Origin of the sequence: Pantoea cypripedii, assembly GCF_002095535.1 — a bacterium.
In the GTDB taxonomy this organism is placed as follows: Bacteria; Pseudomonadota; Gammaproteobacteria; order Enterobacterales; family Enterobacteriaceae; genus Pantoea; species Pantoea cypripedii.
This window is the reverse complement of record NZ_MLJI01000001.1, coordinates 2,639,695-2,661,094: the sequence shown is the minus strand read 5'-3', so window position 1 is coordinate 2,661,094 and position 21,400 is coordinate 2,639,695. Positions and strand designations below refer to the sequence as shown.

The 21,400-nt window shown below is 58.2% G+C and carries 18 protein-coding genes; all 18 read left to right on the top strand.

The genetic code is table 11. The features are described 5' to 3' along the window. The first annotated feature begins 161 nt into the window (after positions 1-161). The 18 genes from nac (at position 162) to HA50_RS12205 (ending at position 21,400) form a co-directional block, all read left to right on the top strand. The gene (gene nac / locus HA50_RS12290) at positions 162-1,079 is read left to right on the top strand and encodes a nitrogen assimilation transcriptional regulator NAC (protein WP_084875810.1); all 918 of its coding nucleotides are present in this window, start codon (positions 162-164) and stop codon (positions 1,077-1,079) included. A 52-nt stretch (positions 1,080-1,131) separates the two neighbouring features. Continuing rightward, positions 1,132-1,545, top strand: a complete 414-nt coding sequence (locus HA50_RS31070) for a hypothetical protein (protein WP_139810926.1) — start codon at positions 1,132-1,134, stop codon at positions 1,543-1,545. 247 nt (positions 1,546-1,792) lie between these two features. Next, the gene (gene cbl, locus HA50_RS12280) at positions 1,793-2,752 is read left to right on the top strand and encodes an HTH-type transcriptional regulator Cbl (RefSeq protein WP_084875805.1); all 960 of its coding nucleotides are present in this window, start codon (positions 1,793-1,795) and stop codon (positions 2,750-2,752) included. Between the two features lie 149 nt (positions 2,753-2,901). Then, on the top strand, positions 2,902-4,359 hold the full coding sequence (locus HA50_RS12275) for an NAD-dependent succinate-semialdehyde dehydrogenase (RefSeq protein WP_084875802.1): 1,458 nt from the start codon (positions 2,902-2,904) through the stop codon (positions 4,357-4,359). Positions 4,360-4,716: 357 nt separating this feature from the next. After that, a complete protein-coding gene (locus HA50_RS12270; RefSeq protein ID WP_084875800.1) occupies positions 4,717-6,186 on the top strand; it encodes an aldehyde dehydrogenase family protein in 1,470 nt (489 codons plus the stop codon). Positions 6,187-6,217: 31 nt separating this feature from the next. Continuing rightward, positions 6,218-6,886 (top strand): haloacid dehalogenase type II, encoded by a 669-nt coding sequence (locus tag HA50_RS12265; RefSeq protein WP_084875798.1) that lies wholly within the window; start codon positions 6,218-6,220, stop codon positions 6,884-6,886. A gap of 17 nt (positions 6,887-6,903) precedes the next feature. Further along, positions 6,904-8,181, top strand: coding sequence for an NAD(P)/FAD-dependent oxidoreductase (locus HA50_RS12260; RefSeq protein WP_084875795.1), 1,278 nt, complete (start codon positions 6,904-6,906; stop codon positions 8,179-8,181). Positions 8,182-8,226: 45 nt separating this feature from the next. Next, complete coding sequence (locus HA50_RS12255; RefSeq protein WP_084875792.1) at positions 8,227-9,831, top strand: ABC transporter substrate-binding protein; 1,605 nt, start codon at positions 8,227-8,229, stop codon at positions 9,829-9,831. 26 nt (positions 9,832-9,857) lie between these two features. Then, on the top strand, positions 9,858-10,811 hold the full coding sequence (locus tag HA50_RS12250; RefSeq protein WP_084875789.1) for an ABC transporter permease: 954 nt from the start codon (positions 9,858-9,860) through the stop codon (positions 10,809-10,811). After that, positions 10,811-11,662 (top strand): ABC transporter permease, encoded by an 852-nt coding sequence (locus tag HA50_RS12245; RefSeq protein WP_084875786.1) that lies wholly within the window; start codon positions 10,811-10,813, stop codon positions 11,660-11,662. Before HA50_RS12250 ends, HA50_RS12245 begins: the two co-directional genes overlap by 1 nt. Continuing rightward, positions 11,659-13,323: an ABC transporter ATP-binding protein gene (locus HA50_RS12240; RefSeq protein WP_084875784.1), complete on the top strand. Its 1,665-nt coding sequence runs from the start codon at positions 11,659-11,661 to the stop codon at positions 13,321-13,323. The genes HA50_RS12245 and HA50_RS12240 overlap by 4 nt, the downstream gene beginning before the upstream one ends. 124 nt (positions 13,324-13,447) lie before the next feature. After that, positions 13,448-14,779 (top strand): NAD(P)/FAD-dependent oxidoreductase, encoded by a 1,332-nt coding sequence (locus HA50_RS12235; protein WP_084875782.1) that lies wholly within the window; start codon positions 13,448-13,450, stop codon positions 14,777-14,779. A 10-nt stretch (positions 14,780-14,789) separates the two neighbouring features. Continuing rightward, entirely contained in the window at positions 14,790-15,638 is an 849-nt protein-coding gene (locus HA50_RS12230) for a GNAT family N-acetyltransferase (RefSeq protein WP_084875780.1), read from the top strand. Continuing rightward, on the top strand, positions 15,638-16,564 hold the full coding sequence (locus HA50_RS12225) for a 2-hydroxyacid dehydrogenase (protein WP_084875778.1): 927 nt from the start codon (positions 15,638-15,640) through the stop codon (positions 16,562-16,564). Before HA50_RS12230 ends, HA50_RS12225 begins: the two co-directional genes overlap by 1 nt. Positions 16,565-16,695: 131 nt before the next feature. Further along, a complete protein-coding gene (gene gabT, locus HA50_RS12220; protein ID WP_084875776.1) occupies positions 16,696-18,012 on the top strand; it encodes a 4-aminobutyrate--2-oxoglutarate transaminase in 1,317 nt (438 codons plus the stop codon). A gap of 141 nt (positions 18,013-18,153) precedes the next feature. After that, positions 18,154-18,666 carry an Lrp/AsnC family transcriptional regulator gene (locus HA50_RS12215; protein WP_021182786.1) on the top strand — a complete coding sequence of 171 codons (513 nt, stop codon included), beginning with the start codon at positions 18,154-18,156 and terminating at the stop codon, positions 18,664-18,666. 223 nt (positions 18,667-18,889) lie between these two features. After that, complete coding sequence (locus HA50_RS12210) at positions 18,890-19,336, top strand: GNAT family N-acetyltransferase (protein ID WP_084875774.1); 447 nt, start codon at positions 18,890-18,892, stop codon at positions 19,334-19,336. 15 nt (positions 19,337-19,351) lie between these two features. Further along, positions 19,352-21,400 carry a hydantoinase/oxoprolinase family protein gene (locus HA50_RS12205; protein WP_084875772.1) on the top strand — a complete coding sequence of 683 codons (2,049 nt, stop codon included), beginning with the start codon at positions 19,352-19,354 and terminating at the stop codon, positions 21,398-21,400.

The window sequence follows — 21,400 nt, the reverse complement described above, 5'->3', positions numbered from 1 at the left end:
ATCAGAAACGCTTATTTTCCGCGTCGTTAGGAAAAATCTGGTAAAGCTTTTACGTGTTTTGATAAAACCTGGCCTGCATATTGCAACCTATATCACCACAAGCCAGCAGGCTAAGAGCACCAATAATTATTGGGCATTCGGGGATCCGTGACGGAGGCAAAATGAACTTAAGACGACTGAAATACTTTGTAAAAATCGTCGATATCGGCAGCCTGACTCAGGCAGCAGAAGTGTTGCATATTGCGCAGCCCGCGCTTAGCCAGCAGGTGGCGACGCTGGAGAACGAGCTGGATCAGCAATTGCTGATTCGTACCAAACGCGGCGTAACGCCGACGGAAGCCGGTAAAATTCTTTATGCCCACGCACGCACCATCCTGCGTCAGTGCGAACAGGCGCAGACGGCGGTGATCAATGCGGGTCAGGCGCTGAATGGCCAGGTTTCGATTGGTCTGGCACCGGGCACCGCAGCATCATCGCTGACCATGCCATTGCTGCAAACCGTGCGCGAGCAGTACCCGGATGTGCTGGTGTATCTGCATGAAAACAGTGGTACCTCTCTGAACGAGAAAGTGATGAACGGCCAGCTGGATATGGCGGTGCTGTACGACCGCGCACCGACGGCGGGCATCAACAGCATTCCGCTGATGAAAGAAGAACTGTATCTGGTCGGTGCCACCGACTGCCCAGGAGCTACGGTGGATCTGGCCGATGTGGCGCAGATGAACCTGTTCCTGCCACGCGATTACAGTGCGGTACGTAAACGTGTGGATGAAGCCTTCTCCCTGCGTCGCCTCAGCGCGCGCATTATTGGTGAGATTGAATCGATTTCAACGCTGACTGCGGCAGTATCGAGCGGTATGGGCGTGACCGTACTGCCGGAATCGGCTGCGCGTGCGCTGGTTAGCTCCACGCATGCCTGGATGGCGCGTATCAACAGCCCATCGCTGAATCTGCCGCTGTCACTGAACGTGTCTGCGCGCCTGCCACTGTCGCCATCAGCGCAGGCGGTGAAAAATATTCTGCTGTCGCTGCTGAATAAGCCGATGGTGGAAGATCGTGAATTAATGCTGGTAGGTTGATTGCGGTCGGGGGCGACCGGTCAGGCTGCGCCCGACACTTGCTGGTTCTGAGGTGGTTTCGTTCGCCACGAGCTGGTTTCGTTCGCTACCGGCACTGGCAGTTTCAGCTCGCCAGTGCGGCGACCGAGCAAAGGGGACCTGGCCGTCCCCTTTGCATTCCCCGGCCCTGCGCCGCCTTCCTCGCCGCTTCGCGGCTTTTTCGCGCGATAAATCGCGCCGCTACACGCCGCCTTTCGCCGCATCCTTGCGGCTCATCCTGGAATCGTTCCCGCGCTCAGCGAGTCCGGATGGCGCTCACACCCACGCTGCAACAGCAATGACTTTCTGGGGTTTTTCCGTTGTTGTTTGCTTAACGGCGCGCGATAAATCGCGCCGCTACGGGTATATTCAGGTATTTGAATTAATTGATAAAAATTGCACCGTATTTGTAGCGGCGCGATTTATCGCGCAATACCCAATTATTTAAAATCCGCGAGGTCCGTCCGCTCGCACAGGCGGTCCTGAAACTACCTAAAGCCTGGCGGGCGGAACCTTCTCAGAGCACAACCGCTGCTGCCAGCGACAGGCGAACAAGATCGCCACCGCCCCCATCCCGGTCTGGCTCCCCCACCCCTTATTACCATTCCGCATAACGAACCGTTTTTTATTATTTGTTGTACTGCCACCAACTTCATAACATGGATGAAACAGGGGCAGGAACAAGGAGAAAAGGTGTGAATTTCCAGCAACTTAAAATTATACGTGAAGCAGCCCGTTGCGAGTTCAACCTGACTGAAGTCGCCAACACGCTCTTTACCTCGCAATCCGGGGTCAGTCGCCATATTCGCGATTTGGAAGATGAACTTGGCGTCGAAATTTTTATCCGTCGCGGTAAACGTCTGCTGGGGATGACCGAGCCAGGTAAAGCGTTGCTGACCATTGCTGAACGCATCCTTGATGAAGCGGGCAAAGTCCGCCGCCTCGCCGATGTGTTTACCAATGAAACCAGCGGGGTGCTGACCATCGCCACCACCCATACCCAGGCGCGTTACAGCCTGCCGCGAGTGATCAAAGCTTTCCGCCAGCTCTACCCCAATGTCCGGCTGGAACTGAATCAGGGATCACCGCAGGAAATTGTGGCGATGTTGCTGGCGGGGGAGGCCGATGTCGGTATCGCCAGTGAACAACTGGTGAATAACGCCAGCCTGGCAGCCTTCCCGTGGTTTAGCTGGCATCACTCGCTGCTGGTGCCGCACGATCATGAACTGTTGCAGACGGAGCCAGTATCGCTGGGGCAACTGAGTCGCTATCCGCTGATTACCTACCGTCAGGGTATCACTGGTCGTTCGCGTGTTGACCGCGCCTTCCAGGCTGCCGGGTTGAAGCCGGATATCGTGCTCAGCGCCCAGGATTCCGATGTGGTAAAAACCTATGTCGAGCTGGGTCTCGGCGTCGGCATCCTCGCCGACCAGGCTTGCGATATCTACGATGGTGAAGACCTGGTAAAAATCGATGCCCGTCATTTATTCGATGCCAACACCGTCTGGCTGGGCCTGAAACGCGGCCAGCTGCAACGTAACTATGTCTGGCAATTCCTCGAACTCTGTAACGCCAACCTGTCGCTGGAGGAGATCAAACGTCAGGCGCTCTCCTACGAAACCGGCGAAGAACCGGCCATCGATTTCCAGATCTAACCTCCCGCGTGCGGCTCGTTCGGGCCGCGCAGCATAAAATTTCTTTTCCCGTCGCAAAACGCGTAGCTGTGTCATTTCGTTCTCGCAGAAAAACATCCTGCGCTGTGCCGCCGCGTTACAGTGAAATGACATAGACACAGGGGAAAAGCATGTCGCGAATTCAACTGAAAGATACGGAGTTACTGCGCCAGCAGGCGTTATTTGGCGGGCGCTGGCAGGATGCGCACAGCGGCGCGACGTTGCCGGTTGTCGATCCTTCCACTCAGGAAACGCTGGTGACCATCCCGGCACTGGGTGCGGTAGAAACCGAACAGGCAATAGATTATGCCGAATCGGTACGCGTCAGCTGGGGTAAGACGCCGAATGCCGCCCGCGCGGCGCTGCTGGAAAAGTGGCATCAGCTGATCCTGGAAAATGCGGATGACCTGGCGATTATCATGACCGCCGAACAGGGCAAACCGCTGGCGGAAGCCAAAGGCGAAGTGCTGTACGGTGCCAGTTTCGTGAAATGGTTCGCGGAAGAGGCGCGCCGTATCTATGGCGATACCATCCCGGCACCGAGCGAAGATCGCCGCATTCTGGTGCTGAAACAACCGGTGGGGGTGGCCGCTGCCATCACGCCGTGGAACTTCCCGATTGCAATGATCACCCGCAAAGTCGCTCCGGCGCTGGCAGCCGGGTGCCCCATCATTGTGAAACCTTCCGAACTGACGCCGTTATCCGCACTGGCGCTGGCGGTGCTGGCCGAACGCGCAGGCTTCCCGAGCGGCGTACTTCAGGTACTGACCGGCCTGCCTGCCGATATCGGCAGCACGCTCACCGCCAGCCGCACGGTGCGCAAAATCTCCTTCACCGGATCCACGCGCATCGGGCAGTTGCTGATGCAGCAAAGTGCCGACAGCGTAAAACGTTTAAGCCTGGAACTGGGCGGCAATGCACCCTTGATCGTCTTTGACGATGCCGACCTGGAGATTGCGATTGCTGGTGTGATGGCGAGCAAGTTCCGTAATGCCGGACAAACCTGCGTCTGTGCCAACCGCATCCTGGTGCAGCGTGGCATTTATGAACGTTTCAGCGCACGGTTACTGACAGCGGTAGCGACGTTAAAAGTCGGCGACGGCTTTGATGCACAAAGCACCATCGGTCCGTTGATCAACGATCGCGCGGTTGAAAAGGTGAACAGCCATATTGATGATGCGCTGAGCCAGGGGGCAACCCTGCTGACGGGTGGCATCAGTCAGCCCAACGGCACTTTTGTTCAGCCAACGGTGCTCGGTAATGTCACCAGCCGCATGCGTATCGCCCATGAAGAAACCTTTGGCCCGGTCGCGCCGCTGTTTATTTTTGATGATGAAGAAGAAGCCATCGCTATGGCGAATGATACGCCTTATGGCCTGGGGGCTTATTTCTTCACCGAAAATATCCGCCGTGCATGGCGCGTCGCCGAAGCGCTGGAATTTGGCATGGTGGGATTTAATACCGGTGCCATTTCATTAGATGCCGCGCCATTCGGTGGAATTAAATTATCCGGATTAGGACGTGAAGGATCACGCTACGGAATTGAAGAGTATCTGGAGCAGAAAACTTTTCATATTGGCAGTCTCTGATTAAAAATTAACAAACGAACCGCTCAGCGCCTGTTGCCTTTGGTAACAGGCGCTTTTTATTTTGTGCGCAATGTCATGTTTTTCCCGACATTCGCTGTTTTAGTGCAAGTTTCATGCGAGGTGCACCAAAGGGATGCACGTATTTTGTGAAGTAAATCATCTGTTTATTGCTTCGGCAATTCCGCAAAATTTAGCTCGCCAATACGGCAGAAAATTTTTTTGGGCTGTTTTTTACGCATTATTATTTTTTGGTGGGCTGGCATACTTTCTGCATTAGCTTATTAACAGCACAGATAACTGTGGCAAGAAGTTTTAATTAGCACGCTAATGACGGGTGTAACAAATAAGGATTTTTCCATGTTAAGTTTCGACCCTGAAAAAGTTTCTTTACCCGCTGGACATTATATTAATGGTCAGCATCAACATACGCAGGGCGCGTCTTTTGCGGTTAAACGCCCCTCCGATGGCAAAGTCTACGCCAGCCTGAATGAAGCCACGGCAGCGGATGTGGATGGTGCGGTCACTCTCGCTCACCACGCATTAACTGCCAGCGGCTGGCGCAGCTGCCCACCGCGTGAACGCGGCAAAGTGCTGCGTCGCTGGGCGGACCTGATTGAGAGCGATCTGCTGCTGGCGCAGCTGGAAGCGCTCGGCTCCACCCGCCCGATCGGTGACGTGGTGCAGCATGAAATTCCGTTCACTGCCGAAGCGATTCGTTTCTACGCCGAGTGCGCCGACAAATACAGCGGCGACCTGTTCCCGACCAAAGAAAGCAGCCTCGGCATGCTGATCTCCGAGCCTTATGGCGTCATCGGTGCCATCACCCCGTGGAATTTCCCGTTATCGATGGCGTCGTGGAAATGCGGCCCGGCGCTGGCAGCGGGCAATGCCGTGGTGCTGAAACCCTCCGAGCTGACACCGTTTTCCACCGTGCGTATGGCTGAGCTGGCTGTGCAGGCGGGATTACCGGCAGGCATCCTGAATATTGTGCAGGGCAGCGGGGCGGTGACCGGCCATGCACTGGTCACCCATCCGCTGGTGCGCAAAGTCTCCTTTACCGGTTCCACCGTGACCGGTGCACGCATCATGAGCGATGCAGCGCAGCACGGCATGAAGCCGGTAACGCTGGAACTGGGTGGCAAAAGTCCACAGCTGGTATTCGATGATGCAGGTGACATCGAGGTGCTGGCGCAGCGCATTCTGCGCGGCTTTACCGCCAATGGCGGCCAGGCCTGTGTGGCCGGTACGCGTCTGATTGTGCAGCGTGGTATCGCACAGCCGTTGCTGGATCGTCTGGTGACGCTGTGCCAGCAACCGCGTCCGGGTGTCACCTGGCAGGATGACAGCCGTTATGCGCCGCTGATTGACGAACGGCAAGGCCACAAAGTGGCGTCGGTGATCGCGGCAGCCAAAGCGCAGGGAGCAGAGGTGCTGGTGGGTGGCGAGCGTTTTGCGGATACCGCCGAAGGCTGGTTCTGGCAACCCACGCTGTTGTGCGGCGTGGCATCGGATAATCCGGCAGTGCAGCAGGAAATTTTTGGCCCGGTGCTTACCGTGCAGGAATTTGACGACGAAGAACAAGGGCTGCAACTGGCGGCGCATGACACCTATGGCCTGTGCGCCGGGGTGCACACCCTGAGCCTGCCACGGGCGATGCGGGCGATGCGGGCACTGGAATCCGGCACCGTGTGGATCAACCGCTATGGCCGTTCCGGCGATTTTATTATCCCCACCGGCGGCTTCCTTGGCTCCGGTATTGGCAAAGATCTGGGGCGTCAGGCTTTTCAGGCCTGTCAGCGCCAGAAGAGTGTATTAATCGATTTTTAATTTCCGTTTCAGACAACGACGAGGTCGCGTCATGGCACTGTTTAAACCGAAATACATCACCTTTGATTGCTACGGCACTTTGATCAACTTCGATATGGCAGGGGCGGCGGAACGCTGCTTCAAAGAACGCGTGGCACCGGAAGCGATGCTGGCGTTCACCACCGATTTCGCCCGCTACCGAATGGATGAGGTGCTGGGGGCATGGAAACCTTATTACGACGTGGTGAGTAACGCGCTGCAACGCGCCTGTATCAAGTGGGGCGTGCAGTGGGACAAGGCCGACAGTGACTTTATCTACACCGACTGCGCCACCTGGGGTCCGCATGCGGATGTGCCAGCCGGTCTGGCGAAAGTGGCACAAGAGTTCCCGCTGGTGCTGCTCTCCAACTCGATGAAAGACCTGCTGCCACAGCATATTCCGCGTCTCGGTGCGCCGATCCACATGGCGATCACCGCAGAAGAGGTGGGTGCATACAAACCGCAGATGAAGGGCTTCGAATACATGCTGGAAAAGCTCGACTGCCGCCCGGACGAGATCCTGCACGTTTCCTCCAGCCTGCGTTATGACCTGATGACCTGCCATGACATGGGCATCACCAACAAGGTGTGGGTCAATCGCGGCCACGATCCGGCCAACCCGGCTTACGGCTACACCGAGATCAAAGATATCGGCGGTCTGCCCGCTGTGGTCGGACTCTAAGCCCGGAGGGCAGCGCAATGAAACTCGAATCTTTCTGGCAGGCCACCGCACCGCAATTTACCGGCGCAGCCACGGGTGCGCTGCCCGCCACGGCCAGCGTGGTGGTTATTGGCGGTGGTTTTACCGGCGTCTCGGCAGCGCTCAACCTGGCACGGGGCGGCATCGATGTGGTGCTGCTGGAAAGCGGCGACATCATGAGCCAGGCCTCGGCGCGCAACGGCGGCCACTGCAATACCGGCGTTTCGCAAAACTTTGCCTCACTGGTCGCCAGCCAGGGGCTGGAGCAGGCCAGTCGCTTCTATCGCGCTTTTGATGGGGCGGTGAGCTATGTCGAGCAATTGGTGCAGGACGAGCAGATTGATTGCGACTTCCGCCTGTGCGGCAAGCTGAAACTTGCCAGCAAGGCCACGCACTTTCCTGGCCTGCGCAGCGCCTGGCAACTGATGCGCGACACCGTGGACCCGGAGATCGAGCTGATTAGCAAAGATGACATTCGCCGCGAAGTGGGTAGCGATGCCTTTCACGGTGGCTTGCTGCAAAAGCGTGGCGGTCAGATGCATATGGGGAAATTTGGTGTCGGGCTGGCGGAAGCGGCTGCCCGCAGTGGGGCGAAGATTTTCCCGCATCACGCGGTCACCGGGCTAACCCGTCTGAACGGCTATCGCCACCGTATCACCACCACTCAGGGCGAGATCGTAGCCGACAAGGTGTTGATGGCCACCGGTGTATCAAATGAAGGGCCATTCCCGTGGTTCCAGCGCCGTATCGTGCCGGTGGGCAGCTTTATTGTGGTGACAGAACCGCTGGGCGATGAGTTGCTGCGCCAGATCCTGCCGCAGGATCGTACCTACGTCACTTCGCTGAATATCGGTAACTACTTCCGTACCACGGCCGACCGTCGTCTGGTGTTTGGCGGCCGCGCCCGCTTTGCCGTCAGCAATCCGACGTCAGACTCGCGCAGCGGCGAGGTGTTACGGGCGGAGATGACCGCGCTGTTCCCGCAGCTGGGCAAGGCGCGCATTGATTACTGCTGGGGCGGCATGGTCGATATGACCGCCGACCGGCTGCCGCGTGCCGGTGAGCACGACGGCGTGTTCTATTCCCTCGGCTACAGCGGGCATGGCACTCAGATGTCAACCTGGATGGGGCGGGTGATGGCCGATGTGCTGGCCGAAAAACGCAATGATAACCCGTGGCAGCGTGAGGCCTGGCCTGCGTTGCCCGGTTACCACGGCAAACCGTGGTTTTTGCCTCTCGCGGGCTTGTATTACAAAGCTAAGGACCGGCTCTCCTAAGAAAAATCAGTCTTTTAAACAACATTTCATATTGAGGGTGTGCAGATGAGTAAATTTAAGAAAGAATCTGACGCTGTAAATCCGGCCCTGACGCGTGCATTGACCGAAGGGTCGCTGTCCCGTCGCAGCCTGATGAAGTTGTTGTCCGCCGGTGCGGTGATGAGCACCGGTCTGATCGGTTTTCCGGAAATGGGTTTTGCGGCGGAAACGCCGGTCAAAGGCGGTAAGCTGCGTGCGGCAATGGCCAACGCCTCAGCCACCGATACCCTCGATCCCGCCAAAGGCAACAACAGCGGCGACTACACCCGTCAGTTTATGGTCTACAGCGGTCTGACTGAACTGGACAAAAACCTGCAAATTCAGCCGGGGCTGGCCGAATCGGTGGCATCCAGTGATGGCATTACCTGGCAAATCAAGTTGCGCAAGGGCGTGACCTTCCACGATGGCAAACCGCTCACTGCCAAAGATGTGATTTATTCCCTGAGCCGCCACAAAGATCCGGCGGTCGCCTCCAACGCCTTCAAGCTGGCCGATCAATTTAAAACCTTCACCGCCGTCAATGATAACGAAGTGCAGCTGGTGCTGAGCCAGGCCAACTTTGACGTCCCCTATATGCTGGCGGCGGCCCCGTTCCTGATCGTGCAGGATGGCACCAAAGATTTCAGCAAAGGTATCGGCACCGGCCCGTTCAAACTGAAAGAATTCAGCCCTGGCGTGCGTACCGTGGGCGTGAAGAATCCCAACTACTTCAAACCCGATTTGCCCCATCTCGACGAGGTGGAACTGCTGGGCGTGACCGACCAGGCAGCGCGCGTCAATGCGCTGATGTCGGGTGACCTGCATATCATCTCCACCCTCAGCGCTGCCGACTGCAAACGCATCAAGGCCACCTCTGATTTTGGCGTGCTGGAGAGTAAATCCGGCATGTACACCAACCTGATCGTGCGCACCGACATGAAACCCGGCAGCAACGAAGATTTCGTGCTGGGGATGAAGTATCTGCAACCGCGCGAAATGCTGGTGAAAACCGTGTTGCAGGGATATGGCGACGTGAGTAATGACACCCCGGTGCCGCCGTGGCATCCGCTGTACAACGTGGACCTGAAACCCCGTCCGCTGGATGTGGAAAAAGCCAAATTCCACTTCAAAAAAGCCGGCATGGTTGGCGCTAATGTGGAAATCATCACCACACCGAACATCGAAGGGGCAGTGGAGGGCGGTCAGCTGATTCAGCAGGTGGCGCGCAACACCGGGGTGAATTTCAAGGTGCGTCGCGTGCCGTATGACGGCTACTGGTCAACGCACTGGACTAAAGATCCGGTCGGCTACGGCTCCATCAACCCGCGTCCGACGCTGGATATGTTGTTCTCCCAGTTCTATCTCTCCAGTGCATCGAACAATGAATCCGGCTGGAAAAACGATCAGTTTGACCAGTTGGTGGTGGCGGCAAGGGGTGAGCGCGATCAGGCGAAACGCAAGCAGATGTACGGCGATATGCAGACGCTGATTTACGACCACTGCGGCACCATCATCCCCACCTTCATCAGCTCCACCGATGGTTACAACAAGAAGGTGAAAGGGGTAGAGGCATGGCCATCAGGCATGATGATGGGTTATCGCTTCCATGAGTTTGCCTGGCTCTCTGCCTGATCCCTAACCCTGAGAGGAGTACGCCGATGAACCGATACATGATGTTCCTGATTGCCCGGCGCGCAGGCGCGGGCGTCCTGACTTTACTTATCGTCTCGGCGGTGGTGTTTTTTATCACCAGCCTGCTGCCCGGTGACGCGGCGCAGATGATTCTGGGGCAAAACGCCACACCGGAAACGGTGGCGGCGTTACGCCAGCAGCTCGGGCTGGATCAGCCGCTGCTGGTACGTTATTTCAGCTGGCTGGGCGGCATGCTGCATGGCGATTTCGGTATCTCGTTTGCCAGCCATTTACCGGTGGCACAGCTGGTGGCGCAGCGTATTCCAGCCACCTTCGAACTGGCGGCGATCACCACGCTTATCTGCGTACCGCTGGCGCTGGTGATCGGCATTGCGGCGGCGATGAACCGGGGTTCAATGATTGACCGCTTCCTCGTGGTCAGCACCATGGCGACGGTGGCGGTACCGGAATTTCTGGTGGCTACCGTGGCGGTGCTGATTTTCGCGGTGAAACTACATTGGGTGTCGGCGATGTCATTCGGCAGCCCGGATATGAGCCTGCTCAGTTACCTGAAATCCTATGCGCTGCCGATGCTGACATTGTGCTGCGTGCTGGTGGCGCAAATGGCGCGCATGACGCGTGCTGCCATCATCAATCAGCTCGACAGCCCCTACCTGGAAATGGCGCGCTTAAAAGGCGTCTCACCGCTGCGCGCAGTTTTGCGTCACGCGCTGCCTAACGCCGTCGGGCCGATTGCTAACTCCATCTCGCTCAGCCTGTCGTATCTGTTTGGTGGCGTGATCATCATCGAAACCATCTTCAGCTACCCTGGCCTCGCCAGTGCGCTGGTGGATGCGGTCAGCAACCGCGATCTGCCGGTGGTGCAATTTTGCGTGATGCTGTTTGCCGCCTGCTACCTGCTGTTGTTGCTGGCAGCCGACATCCTCACCATCGCCTTTAACCCGAAATGGAGGAGCTGATGAATAGCTTGCTACTTCCCTGGCGCTTTTTTCAGTCGCTATCGATCTCCGGTCGTTTTGGCCTGCTGATCTCGCTGTTCTGGGTGTTTATGGCATTGTTCGGTACGCAGCTGGCACCGCACAGCGTCGAAGATATTGGCGGTGGGCCGATGCTGGGGGGCTTTACCGCAGATAACTGGCTGGGTACGGATTATCTTGGCCGCGATATTCTCAGCCGCATTCTATACGGCGCGAAGTTCTCCATCGGCCTGGCGCTGAGTGCCGCAGTGGGGGCCAGCCTGATTGGCACCTTGCTGGCATTACTGGCGGCCGTCACCGGGCGCTGGCTGGAAGAACTGCTGGGACGTGTCAACGATGCGCTGCTGGTGCTGCCCGGCAAAGTGCTGTCGCTGATGATTGTGGCGGTGTTCGGTTCTTCCCTGCCGATGCTGATTCTCACCGCAATCTTCACCTACTGGCCGGGGGCATTTCGTATCGCGTTTGCCATGGCGAGCAGCCTGCGCAATATGGACTACGTGCGTGCCTCGAAGCTGCGCGGTGAAAGCCGCTGGTACATCGCCATCCATGACATCCTGCCGAATATGGTGCACCCGATGCTGACCGATTTTGGTCTGCGTTTTGTCTACATCGTGCTGCTGCTCAGCGGCCTGAGTTTCCTTGGTCTCGGCGTACAACCGCCGTATGCCGACTGGGGCACGCTGGTACGCGAAAACATTCAGGGCCTGTTTGATGGTTCACCTGCGGTGCTGATGCCTGCGGTGGCGATCGCCAGCCTGACCATTGGTGCCAACCTGTTTATCGACAGCCTGCAGGCGATGCGTCCGCTGAGTTTTGCGAAGGAGGGAGCATGAACGTGACACCGCACACCGCGATGCCGGTGATCGCCGTCGAGAACCTGCGCGTCACTGCGCAGACCGACAAAGGCGAAGAGATCGATCTGGTTTCCGACATTCGTTTTACCGTGCAGAAGGGGGAAGTGCTGGCGCTGATTGGTGAATCCGGCTCCGGCAAAACCACCATCGCCATGGCGCTGATGGGCTATGCGCGTCATGGCTGTCGTATCGCTGATGGCATGATCCATGTGGCGGGCACTGATGTCCGCAGCCTGTCGCCAGTCCAGCTGCGCGAGTTTCGCGGTAACAAAGTCGCCTATATCGCGCAGAGCGCAGCGGCGTCGTTTAACCCCGGCATGCGCATTCTTGATCAGGTGATCGAGCCGGTGGTGATCCACGGCAGCATGAAACGCAAAGCGGCGAAAGAGAAGGCCATCGCGTTGTTTCGTGAACTGGCGTTGCCGAATCCGGACACCATCGGTGACCGCTTTCCGCATCAGGTATCCGGCGGCCAGTTACAACGTTTGATGACCGCAATGGCGCTGATTGGCGACCCGGATGTGGTGATTCTGGATGAACCGACCACCGCGCTGGATGTCACCACTCAGGTGGAGGTGCTGAAGGCGTTTCGCCGTGTGGTGGCGCAGCGTGGCGTCACGGCAATCTACGTCAGCCACGATTTGGCAGTGGTGGCCCAAATGGCCGATCGCATTCTGGTACTGCTGCGCGGCCAGATAGCGGAATACGGCACCACCGAACGCCTGATCGGCGACCCGCAGGCGGAATATACCCAGTTGCTGATGGATGCCGCACGTCAGACCGAACGGCCAAGCAGCTGGAGCTGTGCCACAGCAGAGATGCAGCCCTTGCTGGAAGTGCGCGACCTCTGTGCCGGTTATGGCCCACGCGGCAGCGATGGTCAGCCCAAAATCCGCATCCTCGAAGACATCAATCTGAAACTGTGGAAAGGGCAGGCGATTGGCATTATTGGCGAATCTGGATCCGGTAAAACCACGCTGGCGCACGCCATTGCCGGGCTGAATGCGCCGAGTCAGGGACATCTGTTATTCAACGGTCACTACATCAACGGTGACATGCATAAGCGGCCCGATAACGAGCTGCGCCGTATCCAGTATGTCTTTCAGATGGCGGACACCGCGCTGAATCCGGCGCACAGCGTTGAGCGCATCCTGTCACGCCCGCTGGCCTTGTTCCACGGTCTGAGTGGTGCGGCGCGTGAACAGCGGCTGCATCAGTTGCTCGACCTGGTCAAACTGCCACGCAGCGTGTTATGGCGACGTCCGTGGGCGCTCTCCGGCGGGCAAAAACAGCGCGTTAACCTCGCACGGGCGCTGGCCGCCGAGCCGGATCTGATTCTGTGTGATGAAGTGACCTCGGCGCTCGACACCGTAGTGGCGGCGGCGGTGCTGGATCTGATCAGCGAATTGCGGCGTGAGCTGGGCTTGTCCGTGCTGTTTATCAGCCACGACATGCACGCGGTACGTGCCGTTTGCGACGATATCGTGGTGATGAAAAGTGGCCGGATTGTGACGCAGATTGCGCGGGCAGATTACGACAAGCCGACCAGCGAGTTGTACTTCGAACGCCTGAAACGTGCGGTGCCGGAGCTGCGTCAGGGCTGGCTCGATGAGCACGAAGAAGTATTGAAGGCGGAATAACAGCACGAATGTAGCGGCGCGATTTATCGCGCGGTTTTTCAACAACCAACGCGTTTCGGCATTGCGCGATAAATCGCGCCGCTACGAATCGCAGAAAAATTTTCAATATTGAGGTAGCAACGTTATGCCTGCGCCGATTCGTTATGTACAGGACAGTGCTGATTTCCCGGAGTCCGCCGATGTGGTGGTGATTGGTGCCGGTATCGCCGGTTCTGCCGCCACCTGGGAGCTGGCCCAGCAGGGGTTAAAAGTGGTGTTGGTGGAAAAAGGGCTGGTGGGCGCGGAACAGTCGAGCCGTAACTGGGGCTGGTGCCGCCAGCAGAACCGCGATGAACGTGAGCTGCCACTGATTATCTATGCGCTCCAGCGCTGGGGTGAACTCAACGCGGCCACCGGGGAAGAACTGGGTTTTCGTCGCAGCGGGCTGGTGTATGCCACGCGCAACGAGGAAGACATCGCTGCCTGGGAAAAATGGGGCCGGATGGCAAAAAATTACGGCGTGCGCAGCGACATTCTCAGCGCCGAACAGGCCAAAGCGATGACGCCGGGCAGCACCACCGCCTGGCTCGGCGGAGTTTCCTCGCCTACCGATGGCCATGCCGAGCCGCGACTGGCTTCCGCCGGGCTGGTGATCGGTGCGCAGCGTCTTGGCGCAAAGGTGTTCCAGCAATGCGCGGTGCGTGGTCTGGATATTGCGGCAGGCCGGGTCAGCGGCGTGTGGACCGAGCGTGGCCTGATCAAAACCAGCCGGGTGATTTGCGCCGCCGGGGCGTGGACGTCGATGTTTTGTCGCCGTCACGGTATCGATCTGCCGCTTGGCAATGTGATCGGCACGGCCTTCCGCACCCAGCCGATCGAACAGGCAATTGCGATGCCGCTGTACACCCCCGGCTTTGCCTGCCGCCCGCAGATCGACGGCAGCTACACTGTCTCGGTGTCCGGTCGCGGTCGTCTTGAACCCGGTGCGCAGGGCATTCGTTACGCGCGTCAGTTCTTTCCGACCTTCAAAAGCCGCCGCAAAAACCTTAAATTCAATCCTGGCATCAAACCGTTCTTTTCTGGCCCGGAAGCAATGGGTAGCTGGGAGTTTGATCGCCAGTCGCCGTTTGAACGGGTACGTATTCTCGACCCGGCAGCGGATGCCAGCATCGTTGAAGAAGGGCTGGCGGCGATGCGTAAAGAGTATCCGGCGCTGGCTAATCTCAAGCTGGCGCAATCCTGGGGCGGCATGATCGACAGCACCCCCGATGCCATTCCGGTGATCTCCACCGTGGCGAAACTACCGGGGTTGGTGATCTCAGCCGGGTACAGCGCACACGGTTTTGGTATTGGTCCGGGAGCCGGGCGGCTGGCCGCCGATCTGGCGACCGACGGCACGCCGGTGGTGGATCCGACCCCATATCGTTATTCCCGTCTGGTTGATGGCAGTGGCCTCGACGCGCCAGGCATGATGTAAGGAGCACAACATGAGTATCACATTACGCGCGATGACGGCGGACGACATTGAACAGGGTTTTGCCATGACGCAACACCTGAAATGGCCGCACCGGCGTGAAGACTGGTTGCAGGCGCAACAGCTGGGCGAAGGCGTGGTGGCGGAAGAAGACGGTGCTTACCTCGGCAGCGCCATCGGCTGGCGCTGGGGTGAGCAGTCCGCCACCATCGGGCTGGTGATCGTCAATGACCAGTTCCAGGGGCGCGGTGTCGGCAAACAGCTGATGCTGGCGTTGCTGGAGAAATTTCCTGGCTGCAACGTACGCCTGCACGCCACGGAAATGGGCAAAGGGCTGTATGCGAAGCTCGGTTTCAACGTTACCGGCCATATCCAGCAGCACCAGACACGTGCGCTGGCGGCGGTACCGCAGGTGACTATCCCGACCGGGCTGACGCTGCGTAACGCGACCCCGGCGGATGCGGATTTGCTGACCGAACTGGATCACCAGGCGCATGGCATGTGGCGTCCGCGTTTACTCAACCAGCTGATTGCCCATAGCCAGACGGTGATCTTGCAGGACGCGCAGCAGCGTATCCACGGTTTTGCCAGCCTGCGGCGTTTTGGTCATGGCTGGGCGATTGGCCCGGTGATCGCACAAAGCCTGCCAGTGGCGCAGGCGCTGGTAGCCGCGTTGATGCAGGGGCTGGGCGGCGAATTTGTTCGTATCGATACCGACGGTGCGCAGCCGCTGGCCGCCTGGCTGGAAACGCTGGGACTGGATCAGGTTGATGCGCCCACCACCATGATACGGGGAACGCCGTGGTCACCGCAGGCCGGTGAGATGCAGGCGTTCGGGTTAATGACCCAGGCGATGGCCTGATGCATATCGTCTATAAATCGGACCCGGTGCGCGGGGCGCACTGGCAACGCTGGCTGGCGCAGCATGCGCCAGATATCCAGCTGCATATCTGGCCAGAGACCGGCGATGCCACCCAGGTGGAGGTGTTGATTGCCTGGCAGCCACCGGAAGATGTGCTGGCGACCTTTCCTAATCTGCAAGCGCTGCTGTCGGTAGGCGCGGGTGCTGACCAGTTTGACCTTAGCACGTTGCCGCCGCATCTGCCGGTGGTGCGCATGATCGAACCCGGCCTGACCCAGGGCATGGTGGAGTACGTCACTTTTGCCGTGCTGGGGTTGCATCGCGATATGCCGCGCTACTTCCAACAGCAGCGTGAACAGCAGTGGCAAACCCACAAAATACACACCGCCGGAGAACGCCGGGTCGGGGTGATGGGGCTGGGTGAACTCGGCCAGGCCGCGCTGAAACAGCTGGTGTCGCTCGGTTTTAACTGCGCAGGCTGGAGCCGGACCCCGCGTGACATCGATGGAGTACGTTGCTGGCACGGTAGCGATCAGTTGAATGATTTCCTTGCCCATAGCGACATTCTGGTGTGCCTGCTGCCGCTTACCGACAGCACACGCGGGCTACTCAATGCTGAACTCTTTGCCCGGCTGCCCAGCGGGGCGGCGCTGGTGCAGGTGGGACGTGGACCGCAGCTCAATGATGATCATCTGCTGGCGGCGCTGGCGTGCGGTCAGCTCAGTGCGGCGGTGATCGACGTGACCGATCCTGAGCCGCTGCCAGCCGGACATCCGTTCTGGCACCATCCGGCCATCTGGCTGACGCCGCACATCGCCAGCCAGACGCAAACCGACAGCGCGGTGGCGGCGCTGCTCGACAATCTGCGCCGCTATCAACGCGGCGAACCGATGGTCGGTGTCATCGATCGCAACCGGGGATACTGAAAACATTTCCCTGCTAAAAAGGCTGACGATTTTGACAGGAAATGCCGCTGCTCCGGCAATTACGGCAGCGTGAGAAACCAACGGGTTGCGATACTTGAGCCAACCGAACGTTACGTGGATGAGGGTTAAAAATGCAGAATGTCATGGCGGAGCAGCAAACATATTCCGATAACAGCCTGTTACTGGACGCGCGTGAGCAGCATGTGCCGCGTGGCGTAGTCACCGCGCATCCGCTGGTGATCGAGCGGGCAAAAGGCAGCGAAGTGTGGGACGTGGAGGGCAATCGCTACCTTGATTTCGTCGGCGGCATTGGTGTCCTTAATGTCGGCCATAACCATCCGGCGGTGGTGAATGCCGTCACCCGCCAGCTGGGGCTGGTGTCGCACGCCTGTTTCCAGGTGGTGGCCTATCCGGGTTATATCGAGCTGGCACAGCGTCTGAATCAACTGGTAGGTAATGGTCAGCCGTTCAAAAGCGTGTTTTTCACCAGCGGCGCGGAGGCGGTAGAAAATGCGGTGAAAATTGCCCGTGCCCATACCCAGCGCTCCGGCATCATCGCCTTTGACGGTGCGTTCCATGGCCGCACCCTGCTGGGTTGTACCCTGACCGGGATGAGTCAGCCTTACAAACAGAATTTTGGTCCATTCCCTGGCGAGGTGTATCGCCTGCCGTTCCCGAACGCGTTTTATGGCGTGAGTGATGAAGATTGTCTGCAAGCGCTGGATCAATTGTTTGCGGTGCAGATTGCGCCGGAACGCGTTGCCGCGATCATCATCGAACCGGTGCAGGGCGATGGCGGTTTCCTGCCTGCCGGGGCCAGCTTTATGCAGGCTTTGCGTCGTGTCACCGAGAAGCACGGCATTTTGCTGATTTGTGATGAAGTGCAGACCGGTTTTGGTCGTACCGGCAAAATGTTCGCCTTCCAGCATTCAGGTATCACCCCGGACCTGATCACGGTGGCGAAAAGCCTCGGTGGCGGTCTGCCCATCTCCGGCGTAGTCGGTAAAGCGGCGATGATGGATGCACCGTTACCGGGTGGGCTGGGCGGCACCTATGGCGGCAATGCGCTGGGCTGTGCGGCGGCACTGGCGGTGCTTGATCTGCTGGAAAACGACAACCTGCTGGCGCGCAGCAATCAATTGGGTGACAAGCTCAATGCGCATCTGCAACAGCTGGCGGAAAAATATGCCTGTATCGGCGATGTGCGCGGCGTCGGTTTTATGCAGGCGGTCGAAATTATCGACTTCGAAACCAAACGTCCTGACGCGGTGATGACGCAGAAGATCCTCGACTGCGCCTGCCAGGAAGGATTGTTGCTGATTAAATGTGGTCTGCACCGCAGCACCATCCGCTTCCTGGCACCGCTGGTGACGACGGATTCGCAGCTGGAAGAAGCGCTGCATATCTTTGATATCGCGCTGGCACGCGCCAGCGGCCGACTCGGATAAATCCGGCTTCCTCATTGATATTGCTGAAATTATTCTCAGGCTTCCCGAAAATCGTGGCGTGCGTCAGTGCTGGCGCAGCCACATTAAAGCGTGATATACCATCGGGATAACCTGCACAGTTGGTCAACAATGAGGGGTGCTATGAACGGCTTAATGAAACTCGACCGCATCGATATCAACATCCTGGTGCAACTACAAAAAGATGGCCGTATCAGCAACGTCAACCTGGCCGACGCCGTTGGACTTTCACCCAGCCCCTGCCTGCAACGGGTGAAACGTCTGGAGCAGGCGGGTTTTATCACCGGTTATGAAGCGCATATCAATCTCACCAAAATTACCGACTCGGTGACGGTGTTTACCGAAGTGACCCTGTCCGGCCATCGCCGCGAAGATTTTATGAAATTCGAAAACGCGGTACGTGATGTGGATGAGTTGATGGAGTGCCATCTGATCACCGGCGGATATGACTATTTGCTGCGTTTTATTACCCGCAGCATTGAACATTACCAGGAAGTGATTGAGAAGATGCTGGATGCGCAAATCGGCATCGATAAGTATTTCAGTTATATCGTGATTAAGTCGCCGATTATGAAAAGTAGTGTGCCGTTGAGGTCGCTGATCGCGAAACAGAATTCGGTGGAATTTGGCGTGTAGTTGCGCCTTGCCGCTGTTGCTTAAATTCGCGCGATAAATCGCGCCGCTACAAATGACTGCACGCTGGCGTAGCGGCGCGATTTATCGCGCAATCCACCCCCACAGCATAAAATTTCTCCATCGTACAAAATTCCCTTTATCTTAGTTGTTCAGGCTCCGGCTTCAGCCGTTATGCTTGCCCCAACGCCTCTAAACTCAATTCACCACTTTACAAGGAGTTGTCATGGACGCCTTAACCATCCCCGCTCAGCAGTGGCAGCGCGATGACTTCACTCTCTCCACCGAACGTCAGCGCCTGGATATTGACTGGATTCATGACCAGTTGGCGGTGCGTTCGTACTGGGCAAAGGGACAGCCGCGGGCGAAAACCGAGCGCTCGATTGCCGGATCGCTGCCGTTTGGCCTCTATCATCACAATCAACAAATTGGCTTTGCCCGGCTGGTGACTGACTACACCCGCTTCGGCTGGCTGTGTGACGTCATCATTGATGAAAACTGGCGCGGCCACGGCCTTGGTAGCTGGCTGGCGACCTGTGTGCGGGAGCACCCGGAGTTACAAACGGTGCGCCGCTGGATGCTTTCGACGAATGATGCCCATCAGCTGTACCAGCGCCTCGGCTGGCGTGTGGTGCAGGATCCGCACAAGCTGATGGAATTTCCGATCTCCTGATAATGGGAAAACACCATGGGTTACCGCGTTGGCGTAGATATTGGCGGCTCCTTTACTGATTTCGCCGTCCTGAACGAGCAAACGAATCAGATTCACACCTTGAAAGTGTTGTCGCGCCCGGATCAGCCCGGCAGTGAAATTCTTACCGGGCTGGCGCAGCTGGAACAACGCGACGGCATCGCACCACAGCAAATCGACTATTTTACCCACGGCACCACGGTGGGGATTAACGCGGTTATCCAGCGGCGCGGCGTCAAACTGGCGCTGTTCGCTACCGAGGGTTTTTGCGATGTGCTGGAGCTGGCGCGTCTGAAAATACCCCATATCCACGACCTGTTCTCACGCCGACCAGAGCCGCTAATCTCCCGTGACCGGGTGTTTGCCATCAAAGAACGTACCGACCGTAATGGTGCCGTGTTGCAGGATGTCGATCGTGACAGCGTGCTGGCGGCGATTGCGGGCGCGCGGGCGGCAGGGTGCCAGGGCATTGTGGTGGCGCTGCTGCACAGCTACCGCAATCGCCACAACGAAGCAGCAGTGAAAGCGATTATCAATGACCAGGCACCCGAACTGCTGACTTCCTGCTCGGCAGATATCTGGCCCATCATCCGTGAATACGAACGCACCATCACCGCCACCATTAACGCCTATGTTCAGCCAATGGTGATCCATTATCTCGAATCTTTTGAACGCGCCCTGAACACTATGGGGGTGACGCCGCCGCCACGGATCACCAAATCCAACGGCGGAGTGATGGGAGTGGAGCAGGCGAAAAGCGAATGCGTGCAGATGGTGCTGTCCGGCACCGCATCTGGCGTGATTGGTGCCAGCTTCCTCGCCAGTGCCTGTGGTTTTGACAAAATCCTTAGCCTCGACATTGGCGGCACCAGCGCCGATGTGGCGGTGATCATCGATGGCCAGGTGGCACAGGGTAATGGTGAAATCATCGGTGATTTCCCGATCTATATCCCCTCGGTGGCGGTGACATCAGTCGGGCAGGGCGGCGGATCACTGGCATGGATCGATAATCAGGGTGTGCTGCATATGGGGCCGGACAGCGCCGGTTCGCTGCCAGGGCCAGTATGTTTCCAGCGTGGCGGTACGCAGCCGACCGCTACCGATGCGTTTGCCGCCTGCGGCATGATCGGTCATGGCGATCTGGGTTATAACGCCGTCAGGGTGGATGTTGCCGCTGCGCGCGCAGCCTGGCAACCGCTGGCGGAAACCCTGGGTATCCCGGTGGAGGAGACGGCGGAAACCGCCATCCAACTGGCGATTTCCAGCATGTACAGCGATACCAGCGGCCTGCTGTCGCGTTTTGGCCTCGACCCGCGTGAATTCTGGTTCCTTGCCTTTGGTGGTGCCGGTCCGATGATGGGCTGCTTCCTGGCGCGTGAATTGAATATGAAAGGGGTGATTGTGCCGCCGACGCCAGGCGTACTGTCCGCGCTGGGTGGGCTGGTGGCGGATATCCGCAATGATTTTATCCGCACCTTGTACAGCGATCTGGATGCCACGCTGGCGGATAAGCTGGCGACGGAAGCGGAAGCGCTCAGCCTGCGTGCACGCGGCTGGCTGAGTGAACAACATGGTGCCGCAATGCCGTTCACCCTGCACTACAGCGCCGATATGCGCTATCGCGGTCAGTCGTTCGAAATTGAAGTGATGCTGGAGGAGTCCTGGCTGGCGCAGGCCAATGTCAGCGCCCTGCATGATGCCTTTGATCGCCAGCATCAACAGCTATTTGGTCATTGCGATGCCAGCGCACCGGTGCAGGTCATCAACTTGCGGCTGGTGATCGCCTCGCCGACCCCCAAACCCACGCTGAATCGTCTGGCTGCGGCCAGCGGGCCGGTAGCCGTGGCGCAACAGACCCGCGCGTGGATTGATGGGGCAGAACATCAGGTGGATGTGGTGCTGCGCGCCAGCCTGCGCGCCGGGCATCAACTGCTCGGGCCGGTGATTATCGCGCAGGATGACTGCACCACCTGCGTACCGCCGCACATGCAGGTGCGGGTAGATGAGTTTGGCAACCTACTGATTACTCCGCTGGAGGCGCACTAA

What these genes read in the sequence shown, in the direction of transcription:
- gabT (WP_084875776.1), top strand. Translation starts at nt 16,696, where the DNA reads ATGCAGAATGTCATGGCGGAGCAGCAAACATATTCCGATAACAGCCTG.
- HA50_RS12230 (WP_084875780.1), top strand. Translation starts at nt 14,790, where the DNA reads ATGAGTATCACATTACGCGCGATGACGGCGGACGACATTGAACAGGGT.
- HA50_RS12255 (WP_084875792.1), top strand. Translation starts at nt 8,227, where the DNA reads ATGAGTAAATTTAAGAAAGAATCTGACGCTGTAAATCCGGCCCTGACG.
- HA50_RS12240 (WP_084875784.1), top strand. Translation starts at nt 11,659, where the DNA reads ATGAACGTGACACCGCACACCGCGATGCCGGTGATCGCCGTCGAGAAC.
- HA50_RS12205 (WP_084875772.1), top strand. Translation starts at nt 19,352, where the DNA reads ATGGGTTACCGCGTTGGCGTAGATATTGGCGGCTCCTTTACTGATTTC.
- HA50_RS12250 (WP_084875789.1), top strand. Translation starts at nt 9,858, where the DNA reads ATGAACCGATACATGATGTTCCTGATTGCCCGGCGCGCAGGCGCGGGC.
- HA50_RS12265 (WP_084875798.1), top strand. Translation starts at nt 6,218, where the DNA reads ATGGCACTGTTTAAACCGAAATACATCACCTTTGATTGCTACGGCACT.
- nac (WP_084875810.1), top strand. Translation starts at nt 162, where the DNA reads ATGAACTTAAGACGACTGAAATACTTTGTAAAAATCGTCGATATCGGC.
- HA50_RS12270 (WP_084875800.1), top strand. Translation starts at nt 4,717, where the DNA reads ATGTTAAGTTTCGACCCTGAAAAAGTTTCTTTACCCGCTGGACATTAT.
- HA50_RS12210 (WP_084875774.1), top strand. Translation starts at nt 18,890, where the DNA reads ATGGACGCCTTAACCATCCCCGCTCAGCAGTGGCAGCGCGATGACTTC.
- HA50_RS12275 (WP_084875802.1), top strand. Translation starts at nt 2,902, where the DNA reads ATGTCGCGAATTCAACTGAAAGATACGGAGTTACTGCGCCAGCAGGCG.
- HA50_RS12225 (WP_084875778.1), top strand. Translation starts at nt 15,638, where the DNA reads ATGCATATCGTCTATAAATCGGACCCGGTGCGCGGGGCGCACTGGCAA.
- HA50_RS12235 (WP_084875782.1), top strand. Translation starts at nt 13,448, where the DNA reads ATGCCTGCGCCGATTCGTTATGTACAGGACAGTGCTGATTTCCCGGAG.
- HA50_RS12260 (WP_084875795.1), top strand. Translation starts at nt 6,904, where the DNA reads ATGAAACTCGAATCTTTCTGGCAGGCCACCGCACCGCAATTTACCGGC.
- HA50_RS12245 (WP_084875786.1), top strand. Translation starts at nt 10,811, where the DNA reads ATGAATAGCTTGCTACTTCCCTGGCGCTTTTTTCAGTCGCTATCGATC.
- HA50_RS12215 (WP_021182786.1), top strand. Translation starts at nt 18,154, where the DNA reads ATGAACGGCTTAATGAAACTCGACCGCATCGATATCAACATCCTGGTG.